17 protein-coding genes are annotated in these 17,566 nt (G+C 47.1%); 9 read left to right on the forward strand and 8 right to left on the reverse strand.

What is annotated here, in order from left to right:
* Positions 1-73: 73 nt before the first annotated feature.
* Positions 74-2,056 (forward strand): ATP-dependent DNA helicase, encoded by a 1,983-nt coding sequence (locus ACR1R9_RS06260; RefSeq protein WP_326101897.1) that lies wholly within the window; start codon positions 74-76, stop codon positions 2,054-2,056.
* Positions 2,057-2,194: 138 nt separating this feature from the next.
* Here the strand turns inward: ACR1R9_RS06260 and cysK are convergent, their stop codons facing one another.
* The 4 genes from cysK to ACR1R9_RS06280 all read right to left on the reverse strand — a co-directional run bounded on the left by cysK (position 2,195) and on the right by ACR1R9_RS06280 (position 5,479).
* Positions 2,195-3,154: a cysteine synthase A gene (gene cysK / locus ACR1R9_RS06265; protein ID WP_218966747.1), complete on the reverse strand. Its 960-nt coding sequence runs from the start codon at positions 3,152-3,154 to the stop codon at positions 2,195-2,197.
* A 280-nt stretch (positions 3,155-3,434) separates the two neighbouring features.
* Positions 3,435-3,821, reverse strand: a complete 387-nt coding sequence (locus ACR1R9_RS06270) for a hypothetical protein (protein WP_064636668.1) — start codon at positions 3,819-3,821, stop codon at positions 3,435-3,437.
* Positions 3,822-4,211: 390 nt separating this feature from the next.
* Positions 4,212-4,445 (reverse strand): hypothetical protein, encoded by a 234-nt coding sequence (locus ACR1R9_RS06275; RefSeq protein WP_064636670.1) that lies wholly within the window; start codon positions 4,443-4,445, stop codon positions 4,212-4,214.
* Positions 4,442-5,479: a nucleotide-binding protein gene (locus ACR1R9_RS06280; protein WP_163755096.1), complete on the reverse strand. Its 1,038-nt coding sequence runs from the start codon at positions 5,477-5,479 to the stop codon at positions 4,442-4,444. Before ACR1R9_RS06280 ends, ACR1R9_RS06275 begins: the two co-directional genes overlap by 4 nt.
* A 915-nt stretch (positions 5,480-6,394) precedes the next feature.
* Between ACR1R9_RS06280 and ACR1R9_RS06285 the strand changes: the two genes are divergently transcribed.
* A complete protein-coding gene (locus ACR1R9_RS06285; RefSeq protein WP_076291835.1) occupies positions 6,395-7,117 on the forward strand; it encodes a YitT family protein in 723 nt (240 codons plus the stop codon).
* A gap of 190 nt (positions 7,118-7,307) precedes the next feature.
* On the opposite strand, the gene ACR1R9_RS06290 is transcribed toward ACR1R9_RS06285, so the two are convergent.
* On the reverse strand, positions 7,308-7,781 hold the full coding sequence (locus ACR1R9_RS06290; RefSeq protein WP_433921495.1) for a DUF2188 domain-containing protein: 474 nt from the start codon (positions 7,779-7,781) through the stop codon (positions 7,308-7,310).
* Positions 7,782-8,004: 223 nt separating this feature from the next.
* Between ACR1R9_RS06290 and ACR1R9_RS06295 the strand changes: the two genes are divergently transcribed.
* Positions 8,005-8,805 carry a lipid II flippase Amj family protein gene (locus ACR1R9_RS06295; protein ID WP_433921494.1) on the forward strand — a complete coding sequence of 267 codons (801 nt, stop codon included), beginning with the start codon at positions 8,005-8,007 and terminating at the stop codon, positions 8,803-8,805.
* A 336-nt stretch (positions 8,806-9,141) separates the two neighbouring features.
* Here ACR1R9_RS06295 and msrA read toward each other — a convergent pair whose 3' ends face one another.
* A complete protein-coding gene (msrA, locus tag ACR1R9_RS06300) occupies positions 9,142-10,104 on the reverse strand; it encodes a peptide-methionine (S)-S-oxide reductase MsrA (RefSeq protein ID WP_163755087.1) in 963 nt (320 codons plus the stop codon).
* 128 nt (positions 10,105-10,232) lie between these two features.
* The gene (locus tag ACR1R9_RS06305) at positions 10,233-10,844 is read right to left on the reverse strand and encodes a TVP38/TMEM64 family protein (protein ID WP_076291839.1); all 612 of its coding nucleotides are present in this window, start codon (positions 10,842-10,844) and stop codon (positions 10,233-10,235) included.
* 200 nt (positions 10,845-11,044) lie between these two features.
* Here ACR1R9_RS06305 and ACR1R9_RS06310 point away from each other — a divergent pair, with 200 nt between their 5' ends.
* Positions 11,045-11,983, forward strand: coding sequence for a Gfo/Idh/MocA family protein (locus ACR1R9_RS06310; protein WP_433921493.1), 939 nt, complete (start codon positions 11,045-11,047; stop codon positions 11,981-11,983).
* An 83-nt stretch (positions 11,984-12,066) separates the two neighbouring features.
* Entirely contained in the window at positions 12,067-12,381 is a 315-nt protein-coding gene (locus ACR1R9_RS06315) for a hypothetical protein (RefSeq protein ID WP_099858220.1), read from the forward strand.
* A 41-nt stretch (positions 12,382-12,422) separates the two neighbouring features.
* On the opposite strand, the gene ACR1R9_RS06320 is transcribed toward ACR1R9_RS06315, so the two are convergent.
* Positions 12,423-13,241 carry an AraC family transcriptional regulator gene (locus ACR1R9_RS06320; protein ID WP_099858219.1) on the reverse strand — a complete coding sequence of 273 codons (819 nt, stop codon included), beginning with the start codon at positions 13,239-13,241 and terminating at the stop codon, positions 12,423-12,425.
* A 189-nt stretch (positions 13,242-13,430) separates the two neighbouring features.
* On the opposite strand from ACR1R9_RS06320, the gene ACR1R9_RS06325 reads away from it, so the two are divergent.
* The 4 genes from ACR1R9_RS06325 to ACR1R9_RS06340 all read left to right on the forward strand — a co-directional run bounded on the left by ACR1R9_RS06325 (position 13,431) and on the right by ACR1R9_RS06340 (position 17,559).
* Positions 13,431-14,543 carry a Gfo/Idh/MocA family protein gene (locus ACR1R9_RS06325; protein WP_433921492.1) on the forward strand — a complete coding sequence of 371 codons (1,113 nt, stop codon included), beginning with the start codon at positions 13,431-13,433 and terminating at the stop codon, positions 14,541-14,543.
* Positions 14,544-14,570: 27 nt separating this feature from the next.
* Positions 14,571-15,335 carry a sugar phosphate isomerase/epimerase family protein gene (locus ACR1R9_RS06330; RefSeq protein ID WP_433921491.1) on the forward strand — a complete coding sequence of 255 codons (765 nt, stop codon included), beginning with the start codon at positions 14,571-14,573 and terminating at the stop codon, positions 15,333-15,335.
* On the forward strand, positions 15,328-16,410 hold the full coding sequence (locus ACR1R9_RS06335; RefSeq protein WP_076291845.1) for a Gfo/Idh/MocA family protein: 1,083 nt from the start codon (positions 15,328-15,330) through the stop codon (positions 16,408-16,410). Before ACR1R9_RS06330 ends, ACR1R9_RS06335 begins: the two co-directional genes overlap by 8 nt.
* Positions 16,411-16,590: 180 nt before the next feature.
* The gene (locus ACR1R9_RS06340) at positions 16,591-17,559 is read left to right on the forward strand and encodes a sugar phosphate isomerase/epimerase family protein (protein WP_024631039.1); all 969 of its coding nucleotides are present in this window, start codon (positions 16,591-16,593) and stop codon (positions 17,557-17,559) included.
* The last annotated feature ends 7 nt before the right edge of the window (positions 17,560-17,566 follow it).

Genomic DNA, 17,566 nt, shown 5'->3' on the forward strand with positions numbered 1-17,566 from the left:
ACCTCATGGCGTGGGATAATTAACTTTTGCCCTATGGACGGTTTTTAGATAAAAATGCACCACTTATAGAAGAATGGAGGCTGACTTAGGATTGTCTACACAACGTTATCCTTTTGCATATGATCCGGCAGAGCCCTTTGTATCCCGTTTAGGGGAATGGGTTGCCGATGTTTTTTACGATATCTTGCCTGAGTCCGGCTTCGAGGTACGGGATGAACAGATTTTTATGGCGTACCAGCTTGAACGGGCCTATGGAGATAAAAAGACCATTATGGCTGAGGCTGGTGTGGGAACAGGAAAGACATTAGTCTATCTGCTCTATGCGGTCTGTTATGCACGTTATACGGGGAAACCGGCGGTGATTGCCTGTGCAGATGAGTCCTTGATTGAACAGCTCGTGAAGCCGGGCGGAGATATTGCAAAGCTGGCTGCACATCTGGACTTGGAAGTAGACGCACGTCTGGGCAAGTCACCTGACCAATACGTCTGTCTGAACAAATTAAGTGCGATGAGATTTGCGGATGAGGATGCGCCTGTCATTGAAGAAGTGCATGAGAGCCTTCCGGATTTTGTGAATACGCCGGGTACGCTTCAGGCATTTCATCCATATGGTGATCGCAAACAGTATCCACATCTGAATGATCGCCAGTGGAACAAAATTAACTGGGACCCGTTCCAAGATTGCTTCGTTTGTCCCAAACGTCAACGCTGTGGCTTGACGCTGTCGCGTGACCACTATCGTCGTTCCAAGGACATCATCATCTGTTCCCATGATTACTACATGGAGCATGTGTGGACCTATGAAGCGCGCAAACGCGAGGGACAATTGCCACTGCTGCCAGATCACAGCTCGGTTGTATTTGATGAAGGACATTTGCTGGAAGAAGCGGCCCTGAACGCACTGAGCTACAAATTGAAACACCGCATCTTCGAGGAACTGGTTACCCGTCTCCTTGAAGGGGAGATTCGTGAATCCCTCGCGGAGCGTGTGGATGAAGCGATTGAGAGCAGTGAACGACTGTTCGCGCTGCTGGATACGTATACGGTAGCCATTCCCGGATCGGAACGGAAAGAAGTGCGGGTAGAACCGCCGCTGCTGCGTGAGATTGAACGTCTGACCAGCGTATTGGATGCGATCGGCGAAGAATTGGTATTTGAGAGCGGATTGTTCTCGCTGGATGGCTATCAGATGCGTGTAGTGGAAGAACATCTGGACATGATTCAGTCTGCACTTGCGTTGTTCCGTAAGGAAGATGGATACATCTGCTGGGCTGAAGAGAGCGAAGACGAGATAACCTTATCGATCATGCCGCGTACCGTGAAGGAAATTCTGAACGAGCGTGTGTTCAATACAGGCATTCCGATTGTCTTCTCATCCGCAACATTATCTGTGGACAGTTCATTCCGTTATGTGGCAGACAGTCTGGGTATTGATGATTTTGTATCGTTCTCCGTGGCTTCCCCATATGACTACGCGGACAAAATGCAGATGAAGATTACCGATGAAACCGTTCCTGGTCACCCGGAAAACGAAAATCGGTTGCGTGACGCCGTGACACTGCTTCAGGAGAGTGGGGGTCGTGCCCTGATTCTGTTCCGTACGATGGAAGAGCTGCGTGCATTCAAGCAGGACATCGTTCATGTCCCTGAGGCTCAAGGGTTACGTTTTATGTATGAGGGAGATCGGGAGATTAGTGACCTGATTGCCGCTTTCCAGGAGGATGAGGAAAGTGTGCTATGCTCCGTCAATCTGTGGGAAGGTCTGGACGTTCCAGGACCGTCATTATCCAATGTCATGATCTGGTCGCTCCCGTATCCACCACAGGACCCTGTATTTAATGCAAAACGTACAGCGTCAGCTGCACCTTATGAAGAGATCGATCTTCCATACATGTTGCTGCGCGTGAAGCAAGGTCTGGGACGTTTGATTCGGACCAGCAGTGATTCAGGTACCGCCGCGATTCTCGATGAATCGTTGTACAGCAAAAAGGAAGCCAAAGACCGCATTGCGGCTCTGCTTCCCGAAGGTGTAGAATGGACAACCCTGACACACTAGTTCACATTCATATTTAGAATATTTAACTTAACTGGCTCCCTTTCAAGAATAAGTACTTGTACGCTGCGGATTCAACGTGCAGCTGTGATCAAGCGCTCATTTTGGAGGGCCTTTAACTTGTGTAAGAGTTTTTCTTTGTTAAAAAATACCCATGCTTAAATACCGTTCCCCGGTATCGGGCGCAATGCAGAGCACTCGGTGACCCGGCCCCAGTTCCTTTGCGATGCGAAGGGAGGCCCACACCGAAGCGCCAGAGGAAGGGCCGAGCAGCAGCCCTTCCCGGGCAGCAAGCTGCCGCATCGTATCCAGTGCATCCTCATCGGACACCTGGATAATGGCATCCCACACGTCGGTATTCAGAATGTCCGGAATGAATCCCGGACTTGTACCGACGAGCTTGTGGGGTCCGGGCTCGCCACCGGACAGCACAGGTGAACCTTTCGGCTCTACCGCATAGATACGAATGTTCGGCAGCTGCTTGCGCAGTTCTTCTCCCGTTCCGGTAATTGTACCGCCAGTTCCCGCTGTGGCAATGAAGGCGTCCAGCTTGCCTTCCATCTGCTGCATAATTTCGGGAGCCGTGGTGATCCGGTGGATGTCCGGGTTCGCCTGGTTCTCAAATTGCTGGGGAATGAAACTTCCTGGAATGTCGGCCTGAAGCTCTTTGGCCTTGCGAATCGCACCAGGCATCCGTTCCGCAGCAGGGGTAAGTACGACATCTGCACCATAGGCTTTCAGGATGTTGATGCGTTCCTTGGACATGTTGTCCGGCATGATCAGAATGGCCTTATATCCCTTGGCAGCAGCATTCATCGCAAGACCGATGCCGGTATTGCCGCTGGTCGGTTCGATAATGGTTGCGCCGGGAAGCAGCACTCCTGCCCGTTCAGCCTGAACGATCAGGTTATAGGCGGCACGGTCTTTGACGCTGCCGCTGGGGTTGAAATATTCCAGCTTAACGTATACGTCAGCGGAATCGCTGCCTGTAAGTCGGTTCAGTCTGACGGCAGGTGTCTGGCCGATCAGTTCGGTAACATCTGCGGCAATGCCTGTATGTGCGGGTTTTTGATTTTTAATTAAATGCGAATTCAAGTCCATGAAGTACAACTCCTTGATTGATAAGACGTTGAAAGCAATTCCAATGAACAAGTCTGTCCGCCGTTAATGGCAGGCAGGCTTGTTGCTTATAGGAATCCATTTTCATTGCAAGTCTGAACGGAATGTACAGACATGTCTATTCCATCTTAATGAACGCAGCCTCCTGGGGTCAACCTGTTTCGATTAGGCAGAAGGGTGAGGATTCTGAGGAGTAAGCGAACTAAGTGGACTAAGAGTTGTGAATTCAAACGATGACGGGTACATTAAGCAGATGAATCAGCTATAACGGCTGGGTCAAGTCCATATCCAGATGCCGACTAAGCTCTTTTTTGACTTCATTCCGTGCGAACGTCCACAGCATATAGAACCGCTGTAAATATCCTCTGCACAGATACTGGGTTTCGATTCCATCAACTTGCCGTTTCTCCTCCAGAACCTTGACGCCACGAGTTCTCATCTGTTTGCGAAGCGTCAGCATTTCCTTAAGTACATCATTTTGAATGCGGGTTAGAGACAGAATGTACACCTCTGGCATTTTGAGCTGCAACGTATCCAGTGTGCGAATATCCCGTTCAAGCACATCCAGCAGCAGAGTGCGTACAACCATGCTTTTAATCAATCGGTGGTCTTCATCCGCAGGGGATGGGGCGGAAGGGGATGATGACATACTTTCACTTCCTTAACCTTGAATTCGGACATGTTCTTATTTACAGAACGTATGTTCTTATATTATAATCAATATATGCAATGCTGATACACAATACAACCGAGAAATATTGGAAGTAGCCCATATTCGGTTTATGCTGAGGTTGTAGGCGGTGAAATAGGGACAGGCCTTCTCCAAAATAAGGTATAATATTTGGGTTTTGCAGGAAACCTAAAGGCATAAAGAAAACGACTTAATGCATCAGAGAAAGAGATGAAGAGCTTTTGGTTGGTACTAGCGAAGGTTAGTAAGAGTTGTCAAAGTGTTGCAACAAAAAAGCCCCTGCCTTGGGAGGCGGGGCCAGATGATCTGCCGAACCAGACGGCAGAGTTGTATATGAGCATAAAGCGGTTAAGCCAGATACTGAGGCTTCTCATAAAGAGCCTCTTTTTCCAGAATCACTTTGTAAGGTCTTTCCTTACCCTTCAGTGAAGGGCCAATCGTAGTCAGCGGTACGGCCGGTTTGTGGAAACGATCTTCTTCCTTGGGTTCCGGAACCGGTCGTGATGATTCGGGCGCAGAACTGAGGCGTACCTTTTTCTCGCTGCCCCAGCGCTTGCTTATTTTTTTCGTTTCCGGTTTCATTCCGGTTCGCCTCCTAACAAATCGTTGATGGCGTTGAACAGATGACGATTCTCCAAATCCATCTGCTGAAATATCGCCTCATCCGCTTCAATATGTCCAATAATATGGACTGTGATTACATACCTCTTGGCTACAGGATAGCATAGCAGATACTCTTTCTCAAGGTAGTCGTCGTAGAGATTGATCTTGATTTTGTTCTCCCGGTAAGAATCAATAACCAGAATTCGCTTCGGATCATCAGGCTGTTTGTCGTCGTTGGCGGACAAGTTATATTTTCTCCCCGGTTCCCCAACATTACCACATAATTGTTCAATATGACCACTGTCATCTGTACGGTATATGGCAGTCCCACGCACGGCAAATGGAGGAAGAGATACAAATGCACTTCGAAGTGCATCGCTCATTCGCTCCAACATAACCGAATCTGCTTTGCGGGTACGCAGTAACTCCCTGAAGAATCGCAGCAGCTTGAGCAACTGTAATCGGGCTTCGCCCTCAGACCTTTTATGTTTCTCGATGATTTTTTCCACTTCGGGATCGCTCCATCGTCCCTGTTCTTCGATGCTGTCTGCGATTTTGGAACAGGCCACCGAGACGGCTGGCGCCCATTTCCCGTCTGAACGAATTTCATAAACCAGTGGATTTAATCCCAGGAGGTCTGTAGGCATGCGTAAACCTTCGATCTTGGAAGCGTCTTTGATGTCCGTAATATCTTCAGGGAGAATGAAAAAAATACGCTTTCGTCCTAGCCGACCCATAAACAAACCCATTTCCAGCATTGTATTATCACGGACAGAGGCATAGTACTTCCCGCGAATTTTCGATATATCATCGGGATGAAAAATAAAAATGGCAAAGTCAGTCGTACGCACTTCTGTTTCCAAATCGTCCATGGTATAACTGCTTGGATTAAAAACTCCGGAGTACCAAGGGGTAACTTCGGCCGAGAAACGCAAGTTTTCGTGTACTGCGGCTGCAATCGGCTTCGCTTCCAGCGAGCAGCCAATAAAGACTCTTGGCTTTAACGTTTTCATTAATCCGCCTCGCTTAAACGGGTAGTGGGAATCAATTGTTATATTATACCATAAAAAGCAGAGTAAGTCTGAAAACGTTTAGCTGGACCAAGATAAGCCGATTACATTTGCTATAGTGTATGTGCAAGAGGGAAATGATTCCTTTAAAATCCGCGGAAAAATAAAAAATGGACCCAAATTGTCACAGTTAGGTGACTGGATAGTTATATTTGGAAGCTTCAGTCATAGAATGAAGGAGCAGGTAGCACCATTAGTTAGAGAAGCTTGTCCTGGTGTGGCTGTTTGACGGCACAAGCAGGCCAGAGTGTGCTTTTTGCGCATATTTGAAGGGTCTGCTGTTTCGACCCAATCACATCGGTGTTATATAATAGAAGAACAAGCAAGTTAGCTTTGATGTTTAAACTGAATTGAACATTACACATTTCTAAATAAGGTGAACTAAATTTTTGCACGAGAACGTAGAGTGCAGAACCCGTCTGGAGAAGCGAAGCGCTCGCCTTTATCCCCGGATTTTCTCCTTTGGAAAAGGGAATCAAAAAATCCGGGGATAACAGCGATCGAAAGAGGGTACTGCAATCGAAGTGGTTAAGTGTAAAGTTTATATGGTCTTATGCAAGGTGTAATATTCATCAGTTTAATTGGCACAGCTAACCACCAACAGACAGAAAGGATCAGGATACCATGAGTTCCCGAAGGATAATCTCCCCAAGGACGATCTGGAAACGTTACGATCTCTCTTACACTTAGCGCCCCTTGTAGAGTACACCACCGTAAAGAAAAAAACGGCTGACTCTGCGAAAGAGGGGATTGGAATGAATAATATTCGAAGGACAAATACGATGATTTCTTCCAGGCTTGCCTTTTGCAGGGTACGGTCGGTGCAAACCAACCTTTACAAACTGCGAGGGAACCTGAATGAAGAGAACATCGTTAACCTTACAACAAGTTAAGACAGAGGCGGGAAAGTTCGCCATTATGCTGCTCGGAACATTTATTTTGGCATTTGCCTATTATCACATTAATTTTCAGAATCATTTATCGGAGGGCGGATTTGTCGGTCTGGCCCTGCTTGGAAAGTACGCGACAGGCTTATCACCTGCAATCGGCATGCTACTGCTGGATATTCCAGTCATGATTCTGGCCTGGTTCCTCAAGGGCTGGAAGTTCATGATTCAGGCGCTGCTGGGTGTGGCCGCATTCTCATTGTTCTATGACGGGTTTGAGCGGTACTCTACCCTGGTCATTCCGTTTCATGGTAATCTGTGGATTCCGGCAGTCCTGTCCGGTGTTATCACGGGCGTGGGAGCTGGCATGGTGCTACGATTCGGAGGAGCGACAGGTGGAGATGACATTCTGGCGGTGCTCATTAGCCGTTGGAAAGGCTGGAAGCTGGGAACGGTTTTCTTTGTCAGCGATGCGTTTGTACTCGGATTGTCGCTTTTCTTTCTACCGGTAAAAGAAACTTTATATACCATTCTGGCCGTATGGATTGCCAGTAAAGTGATTACGTACATGGTCAGTTTCCCGGCTCGCCGGACGGTTACGACCTCAGCTGTGAAACTGCCCGTGTCGACTGCAGCCAAAGTAGTCAGCGGTGCTTCACAACGAGTTCCGGTGGCTAGAGGGGTTTCGCATTAAACGTAACGACCGCCCTATTCGAAATGAAATTTGTTTGAATAAGGTGGGCTTGCCTCATACCACACACAAAGCCCTTTTGCATGCTTGATGGGAATCATTCCATTAGCGGCGAAAGGGCTTTTTTGCTTGCCTTCAGTAAAAAAATTAACTTAATACATTCACGATATATCCTATTTTAGAACAGATTCACTTAAGGCTTAATGGAAGAGGAGATTTGTCCATCTTCATTATGGATAATAGCCCGAATGTTCTGTTTTTCACTCTTTTCTTTGGCAGCATCCACAGCTTCGGGTTTGGTTCGGAACGTAGCCAGAGATTTGGATTGACCTTCTTCCTTGATGGCCCAGCCAGAGTCGGTAGGAACCACATGAATATTATCATGGCTTTTGGAAGAAGAGACAGGTTCGGAATGACGGCGTGGAGATGAAGATTTTCCATGCTCTGATTTGCTGTCTGATGAAGGTTGTTTCGTACCCTGCTTCGAATGCTTCGATGTGGGATGGTTCTCATCCCATTCTTCCGCTTTGGCAGTAGCGATCGCAATGGAGCGTCCTTCCTCATAACCGTCATCCAGCAGTGCATTGGCAATTTCAATGGCCTTATGTCTGACACGAGGCTCCAGATTTTTCATGGAAACGGGATAATCCTGTTTGTTCCACGGCATATTGATTCCCTCCTGTACAATATAAGTTATTTGTATATTACCCTGTACCCGGATGAATAAACGATTATTGTGGAGAACCTTGAAGCACACGCTGTAGTTTTGGTGCATTCTACTGTTTAGCTTCTCTGCCCTTTTCTATACTTTTATGTGGATGAGGAGTATAATGCTTCCATACTTGAAATTACAATAGAAGCTCATTAGAAAAAGATAAGGAGATTTACATATGTTTAGTTTGAGCCTAGCCATTCCTATGTTGTTTACGATGCTTATTCATGCCGCTGACAGTCTGTCCTATGCGCTGCGCCTTGGGGGATTACGTACTCGCAGAATCGCGCTGGCCTTGTCCCTGTCCGGAATTTTGCTGCTGGTGTCGCGTACCTCCAATATGGCCCAAGGGCCGATGGTAGGTAATCTCGTGGATACTGCGACGAATGGAGGTAACCCACACTTTGCAGCACAGCTGCACTGGCTAATGGGTGCGGCTACGGTAGGGACAGCCTTGGCTATTCTAAGTTTTCCAACGATGGTTAAGCTCGCTTCCCGAATGGTCGTTCATTTTGAGGCGGCAGGATCGATTCCATCCATGATTCGAGGTCTGCTGAAGCGCAGCAAGTTCAAAAATGCGATGTATTACATTACCCCGCCATCATGGAAAATGGCAAAGCTATTGGTACACAATGGAATGCCCAGACGTCTAATGACGTTGAACATAGCGGTGACAGCGATCTATACGACTGGAGTTCTGTCCAGTCTGTACGCTGCGTATCTTTATCCGGGGCAGGCTGTAGCTGCTTCGCAATCCACAGGACTCATTAATGGAGTAGCAACCATTCTGTTAACCATTCTGATTGATCCTCGCATTTCGTTGCTCAGTGACAAATCTCTGCGCGGTGAAATCCGGCTGGATCGAATGAATCAGATCTATGGCTGTATGCTTGTATCCCGTTTATTTGGCACATTGTTGGCTCAGTTGTTATTGATTCCATTTGCCTACTGGATCGGCTGGATTGTGAGTATGATGTAAGCTAATTCCAATCTATATACAAAAAAAGAGAAATAAAAAGGGGACTTCCCATGCGTCATGAAGATGACGGGAAGTCCCTTTTTTAGTCTTACTTAATGTCTAACGAACGGAGCACAAGTTAATAGCTCCAGTTCCCTCAAGTCTGCGGTTTAACGAGTCGTAGAGACATTATTTCATCGCTTTACATGTGCTGCCTCAGGCTGTTCCGCAGTTTCATCGGAATAACGTGACTGAAATTCGTTAAAATTAGCATACCAAGTGAATTGTCCTCTTAAGATGCGATCGATTCACTAGCGCTTCTTAAATACGTAAATACGTACTTCAATGAACCATTACTTAATTAAAAAGTACGGCGTATTCGGCATATCCTTCTTTTTCAAGATCTTCTTTGGGTACAAAACGAAGGGCTGCGGAATTGATGCAATAACGCATTCCACCAGCTTCGGCAGGGCCGTCATTGAACAGGTGACCCAGATGGGAATCCCCTTCACGACTTCTCACTTCGGTACGAATCATGAAGTGGCTGAGATCCGTTTTTTCCTTCACATTGTAGTCACGTAGTGGACGGGTGAAGCTTGGCCAGCCGCAGCCTGAATCGTATTTGTCGGTGGAACTGAACAGTGGCTCACCGGATACGATGTCCACGTAAATTCCGTCACCGTGGTGATCCCAGAACTCGTTATGGAACGCTGGTTCGGTTGCGTTGTTTTGGGTAACTTCATATTGCAGCGGCGTCAGACGCTCCTTCAGGCCGTCTTTATCCACTTTGCCGGACCAGTTGCGTTCGATAAAGTCTTCACGTCCAGAACCTTTACGGTACCGTTTGTAATGCGCTGGGTTTTTGTGATGGTAACCTTGGTGATGCTCCTCTGCTTCATAGAACGTTTTCGCTGGCAAAATCGGTGTGAAGATTGGTTTGTCAAAACGTCCGCTTTGTGCCAAAGCTGCTTTGGAAGCCTCTGCGATCTGGCGTTGTTCTTCACTATGATAGAAGATGGCTGTCTGATAAGATGATCCACGGTCATGGAATTGTCCACCCGTATCTGTTGGATCGATCTGTTGCCAGAACAATTCAACGAGTTTCTCATATGGGAAGATGGCCGGGTCGAATGTAATTTGAACGGCCTCTACGTGACCTGTCGTTTCCGAGCAGACCTCCTCATATGTTGGGTTCTCCGTATGTCCTCCTGTATATCCCGATACAATCTTATGAATACCGGGTAGTTCCTCGAAGGGGGATACCATACACCAGAAGCATCCGCCTGCAAAAGTTGCTTTTTCACTAGTATGTTGTTCCATGCTATAGTCACTCCATTTCTGATGAAGAATGATATTTTGGCTTACTCTTCTATTATATCCCGAATTGGCAAGCCAACCAAGCAGGATCGTAAAGAGGATGAGTCTGAAATGTTTCTGACTGTTCCGACTTAGACTTTTTTACGAGAGCGTAAGCGAAACCAAAGTAATATTATCGTCATGAACACGAGATAACCGGCAAGGATTAACAGGCTCACCCAGATTGATGATTCTGCTTGTGCACCCGCATAGGCAAAAACAAAAATCGCAGGCAATTTGCCAATCGCTGTCGCAACCATGAACACCCAGAATGGGGTGTAGGTAATGCCCGCATAGATATTAACCGCCATTTGCGGCACGATGGGCAACAGTCGCATAGACATGATACCCATGAAGGGATGAGCCTCCATCCACGTTGTAAATCGATTTAAACCCCGAATGCGTTCGAGATAGGTTCTGGCCTGATTTCGGAATATCGTTCTTGCTCCGGTGTATACCAGCAGTGCAGCAAATGTGGTTCCAAGCCAGCATATCCAGGCTGCTGTTGCAGTGCCGTAACTGTAGCCAAAGGCAATAATGACGATTTTGTACGGAATTACGGGTACAAGAGCAAACAACGTCGCCATGGCGAGTAAAAGTGGTATGGACTGATGCAGATCGGTCCAGGCCAGTAGTTCATATCTGTAAATAAACGTGACTCCGGCAACTAAAACATATAAGAGGAGCCATAACCATTTTCGCAAAATCCCAAACGCTCCTTTCAGACCAGGAAGGTCTTACCGTATCCCAATCCGTATTGCTATCTCTCTAAAGTTTACCACGTTCAACCAAAGGATGGACAATTCGTGCCGGTTCTAGCTGCAATCACTGGCATGTTGCTGTCTGAAGGGTTACACTATAGGACGTAGAAATATAGAACTCATCTGAAGGTGGAATGATCATAATGGAAACAACCAAGCGAACCCGTGCTGCGATCATCGGACTCGGGGATATTGCACGTAAAGTATATTTGCCGCTGTTGACTGCCCACGCTAACGTGGAAATTACGGGGATTATGAACCGTTCTCCCGAGCCGGTGAAGGAAATACAGCATACCTATAGATTGAACAATGGAACAACGGACATAAAAGAATTGTTGTCCTGGGATCTGGATGCGGTGTTTGTACATACAGCGACAGAAGCTCATTTTGACATCGTTATGCAATGTTTGGAGCGCGGGCTGGCAGTATACGTGGACAAACCGCTGTCCTATACGTTACGGGAGTCGGAAGAAATGACCGCATTTGCTGAAGCACAGGGTCTTCTTTTGGCGGTAGGTTTTAACCGGAGATTTGCACCGTTGTATCAAAATGCGAAGGAATGGATGCAGGCTGGACAGGGTTTTGAATCGCTGACAGTTACTAAACATCGGACAGGAATTCAGGATCGTCCCGCTGCAGAAACCATCTATGATGATCTCATTCATATCCTTGACCTGATGTTATGGTATTCGGATCACAATGTGCAGCTGCTCCATCAGTGGATACGTAAAAATGATCTGGACCGACTGTTGCATGCGGCTGGTTCTGCCAAGCTGGGCAGAACGGCATTGGGCAGATTCGATATGGTACGCCAAGCAGGAGCGGATCTGGAGAAGATTGAGCTGTATGGCGGGGGAAGATCGGTAGAAGTGCTGAACATGGAAATAGCGAAGTATGAGGAACGTGGTGCACAGGAACGCAAGGAAACCTTTGGCAGCTGGGAAAGTATTTTGACCCGAAGAGGATTCACAGGAGCAATTGATCAATTCTTGGCAAATCTTGAAACCCCGGATGACTGTGCCATCAGTGCAAGTCATGTCATGGACAGTCATGACCTGGCCGAACAGCTTATTCGCGGTTAATCTTGAAGAAGGTCGTGCGGGAGTGTGAATGAAGCCTTCCGCACCAATGATTCATTAAACGATATTGGAGGAAGTATAATACCATGGATGAATATGAAAAAGAACGCAACAAACAGATTGAGGAAGCTGTAATTGAGACGTATAAACAGGAAGAGGAAATGATGATTCTGGTATTTGCCCAGTGGTGTGTCAATCATGGACTGGATCCGGAAGAGATGTACCAGCAAGCCTACCCGGAACAACTGAGCAACGAGCGTTTGCAGCAGGTGCTGAAGCTAGTTGTATCCAAGGAGGAAGCCGGTGACATTCCGGACGACACTGTATTGGGCGTGTTATCCATGTTTGGCAATGAAGATCTGGCTATGGTTGTATCCGAGGCGATTGCCAAGCGCAAATAAGTTTCGGTTACGAATAATACGTATACGTATTAATGAAGCGATTACATCTGTTCCCGGTGAATGACGCGGAATTCTTTGGGCGACATGCCGAACCGGGAGCGGAATACCCGGTGGAAATACGTATAATTGTTAAAGCCGGAAGATTCGGCTACATGTTCGAGTGTCATTGGACTAAAAATGATCCGTTCCCTGGCCATGTTCAGTCGTACATCCAGTGTATATTGCATAATACTTTTACCAAACGCTTCTTTGAAGAGATGAACTCCCCTTGATACACTGATTCCAATATGGGTAGCTATATCTTCAAGCTTGAATAGAGAAGAAGCGTTTTCCTCGATGTAACTTTTAATCTCATATGCCACATAGTTGGTATTAGTAATCGTCGGATGCTCCGAGAGCATACGATCCACTTCAAGACAAAGAATTCGCATATAATAACTGGCGATTTCAGGGTAAGGATTGGAAATACGGCGCTGCTCCAGTACGAGCTGACGAAACAGGGTAAGCAGGCTTTCGGTTAGCTGCACCTTGATCCGGTTCGGCCTCTTGTGATGTTTCCACCACTCATCCACCCAGTCCCCATTGAAGAAAATATGGTAATCACCACTCTCCACAAGTCGTTCGCCCATCGGATTTTGCTCTTTGTCTATTCTCAGTTCATACGGCTCATCTGGACTAAACAGAAGCAGATCACCCGCATCAACAAGCGACATCTCGCCGTCTACACGGGCTCGACAACGTCCGTCCGTCTGGAGCCTCAACAAGTAATTCTTTACTCCCTCAGGGTGCAAGCCTATATAAGGTTTGCGATGAAACGAGAAGCCTGCTGTAAGAACCTGGCAGGAATAATCAGTCGGCATTGGCATACTCCTTGCAATTTGAAAATTATGACCAGATAGTTCATGTTTCGATCATATTATTCATTTTAATTGAAGCCGAAACGGAATACCATAGTATTAAATTCAAGTGCAACACTTAAGCGTAAAACCTTCAATTACAAATATGCAAATTTACAGGTTCTCACCATTCATAAGGAGATGAACATCACTGTGGAGAAAATGAAAGCGGGCATTATTGGTTGCGGTAACATTAGCGCCATTTATCTTGAGAATTTTAAAGATAATCCTCTCATTGAAGTGGTGGCTGTTGCGGATTTGATCCGTGAACGGGCACAAGAACGAGCTGATGAATTCAATATCGCAAACGTTTACAATGTAGATGAGTTGCTGCAAGATAACGAAATTGAGCTTGTGCTAAACCTCACGGTTCCTGGCAGTCATGCCATGACTGATCTGGCTGTGCTTGAAGCAGGCAAACATGTGTATGCCGAGAAACCGTTGGCAATTTCTCTTGAGGATGGTCGCAAAGTAATTGAACTGGCTGAGGAAAAAGGATTGTACGTTGGTTCAGCACCGGATACATTCCTTGGATCAGGCATTCAGACTGCCCGCAAGGCTATTGAAGAAGGACTGATCGGTAAACCGATTGCGGCAACTTCATTCTTCATGGGTGGAGGGCCGGAAGCTTGGCATCCGAATCCGGAGTTCTTTTATGTCGCTGGTGGCGGACCGATGTTCGATATGGGGCCTTACTATTTGACCGCGCTGATCACCCTTCTTGGACCGATTCGCAGAATCAGTTCCTCAGCAGGTGTACAGATCACAGATCGCGTTATTGGTTCCGGGCCGAAGGAAGGTACACCTCTTGAGGTACAGACGCCAACACACTTGGCAGGAACGATTGATTTTGAGGAAGGTGCCATTGCAACCATGATCACCAGCTTCGATATCCGGGGTGCTTCGGATTTGCCACGGATTGAAATCTACGGTACCGAAGGTACGATGAGCATACCGGATCCCAACTTTTTTAACGGGGAAGTGAAGCTGCGCAGATTCGGTCAGGACACATGGGAGACTGTGACACCTGCTTTTGAAAGCAGACAGAACGAGCGCGGAATCGGCGTTACCGAAATGGTTGAATCCATTCGAGCCGGACGCGAACACAAGGCCAGCGGTAAGCTCGCCTACCATGTGCTTGAAGCTATGCATGCGTTCCAGCGCTCCTCGCTTGAGGGCAAACACATCCAAATGGAGAGCACTTATCAAGCAGGAGCAAAGAACAATACAGATGAAAATCAGTCAGAGGCTGTACAGTCACACTAATTGATCTCGGATGAGGTGAACCGGTAAATGTTGAAGGTTGGATTACAGCTATATACGGTACGTGATGAACTGGAACGCGATTTCAAAGGTACACTCGCTAAGGTTGCAGAGCTTGGATATCAAGGCGTAGAGTTCCATAACTTTTACGGGCACAGCCCGGAAGAAGTAAGGGCCATTCTGGATGAATTCGGTCTGGAGATTGTGGGTACCCATGTTCAGTACAATAGTCTGCTTGAGGATCTTGATGGCGCGATCGCTTATCACAAAGCCATCGGAAACAAAAACCTGATTGTCCCTTATCTGTCGGAAGAACAAAGGCAGTGGGATAACGTATTTGCTTCCCTGAATGATATTGGTGAGAAATGTGCAGCGCAGGATATGGTGTTAATGTATCACAATCATGATTTTGAATTTACAGAGCAGGTTGAGGGGCAGCCGGCGTTATACGCGATGTATGATACCGTAACCGCTTCCCATCTGCAAGTGGAGTTGGATTCGTGTTGGGCTCACGCCGCAGGATACCCGCCAACGGAAGTCATCGCGAAGTATGCGGGACGTCTGCCACTGGTCCACTGGAAAGACATGCGCCGTTCAGAAGGTCAAGTCCTGACTGTGGAATTCGGCAAAGGTGAGGTAGATTTGGGTGCTGTAGCTACAGCGTCAGATCAGGCGGGAGCCGAGTGGCTTGTTGTGGAGCAGGATGTATGTCAGAATCCTCCACTGCAAAGCATCGAGAGCAGTATGAACTGGATTAGAAAATATGCCGCTAATGGAGGACTTGTTCATGTCTAAAGTACTTAATATCGCCATCGTAGGTTGTGGCGGAATCGCCAAAGGTAAACATATGCCCAGCCTGTCCAAACAATCTCAGGGCCGTATGGTCGCTTTCTGCGACATTGTGAAAGAACGTGCGGAGGAGGCGGCAGCCGAATTCGGTGCTGAGGGAGCCAAAGTATATACGGATTATAACGAGATGCTGAAGGATGAAAGCATTGATGTGGTACACGTGTGTACACCAAACGACTCCCACTCCGTGATCACGGTCGCTTCTCTTGAGGCGGGCAAACATGTAATGTGTGAAAAGCCAATGGCGAAGACGTCTGCACAAGCGCAGGCTATGCTGGAAGCCGCACAACGTACAGGCAAAAAGTTGTCCATTGCGTATCAGAACCGATTCCGCAATGATAGCCAATACCTGAAACAAATGTGTGAAGAAGGCGAGCTGGGCGATATTTATTTCGGTAAGGCAATTGCACTTCGCCGCCGTGCTGTACCTACCTGGGGTGTGTTTCTTGATGAGGAAAAGCAGGGCGGAGGACCGTTGATTGATATCGGTACACATGCGCTGGACCTGACTCTTTGGTTGATGGATAATTACAAACCGAAGAGTGTAATGGGCTCAACGTTCCACAAGCTGGGTCAACGTGAGAATGCGGCCAATGCTTTTGGTCCGTGGGACCCGGAACAATTCAAGGTAGAGGATTCTGCATTCGGCTTTGTGACGATGGAGAATGGGGCTACAATTATTATCGAGTCCAGCTGGGCACTGAATGTTGCTGAGTTCGGCGAAGCCAAATCACTGCTTTGCGGAACAGAAGGTGGCGCGGATATGAAGGATGGTCTGCGTATCAATGGCGAGAAACGCAGCCGTCTGTTTGAAACTAAGGTAGATCTGGATGCAGGTGGAGTTGCTTTTTATTCTGGTAGTGCAGAAAATGAAGCGGATCGTGAAGCTAGAATGTGGCTTGAAGCGATCATTGAAGACAAAGATCCAGTTGTAAAACCTGAACAAGCCATCGTGGTTACTCAGATCCTTGAAGCGATCTACGAGTCTGCTCAGACAGGCAAAGCGGTTTATTTCGACTAAACCGACCAGATATCATTTCCAATGAAATAACCAGTATTCTTACGTTTAATTTCAGGATAGAAAAGCTCTTGATTTTCCACAATAATGATACAATCATGTGATCTGAACGGTATATTTATGCAGTTCATGGTTCATAAAACCAGCAAATAATATGATATTTAATCTAGGGAGGAATCGCACTTGAAACTCGGCGTATTTTTGGTACTATTCGGAGGACGTAAATTGGAGGATGCACTCGACTATGTTGCATCCAAGGGCTTGAAAGCAGTAGAAATCGGAACAGGTGGACATCCAGGTAATGCACATTGTAAACCCGATGAGCTTCTGAGCAATCCGACAGCATTGAAAAACTTCAAAAATGCAGTAGAATCCCGTGGCCTGACTATCAGCGCATTGAGCTGTCACGGTAACCCGCTTCATCCACAAAAGGATATTGCAAAAGGATTCCACGATGATTTCGTTAAGACGGTAGAACTGGCTGAGAAACTGGAAGTGCCTGTTGTAAACACATTCTCCGGTTGTCCAGGAGACCATGAGGATGCCAAATATCCGAACTGGCCAGTTGCACCATGGCCGAATGACTTCCAGGAAGTTCTTAAATGGCAATGGGACAACAAAGTTATCCCTTACTGGACAGAGTGGGGCAAGTTCGCTGCAGATCACAATGTGAAAGTGGGACTGGAGCTGCACGGTGGGTTCTCGGTGCATACACCAGCTACCTTGCTGAGACTGCGTGAAGCAGCAGGCGAAGTGATTGGCGCTAACTTGGACCCAAGCCACATGTGGTGGCAAGGTATTGATCCGGTGCAAGCAATCCACATTCTGGGACGTGAAGGCGCGATTCATCACTTCCATGCGAAAGATACAACTATTGATCCAATTAACGTGAACAAATATGGTGTAACAGATATGCAGGATTATACAAACATGCTTGATCGTGCTTGGCAATTCCGCTCGGTCGGTTATGGTCACGATAACAAGACTTGGGCTGATATTATTAGCGCTCTGCGTCTGGTTGGATATGATTATGTCGTAAGTATTGAACACGAAGATGGTCTGATGTCGGTAGAAGAAGGATTCTCTAAAGCTGTGCAAAATCTCCAACAAGTATTGATTGAAGAGCCGCTGGGAGATATGTGGTGGGTTTAGAGTTACA

Source organism: Paenibacillus taichungensis, assembly GCF_050994985.1.
Taxonomy (GTDB): Bacteria; Bacillota; Bacilli; order Paenibacillales; family Paenibacillaceae; genus Paenibacillus; species Paenibacillus taichungensis.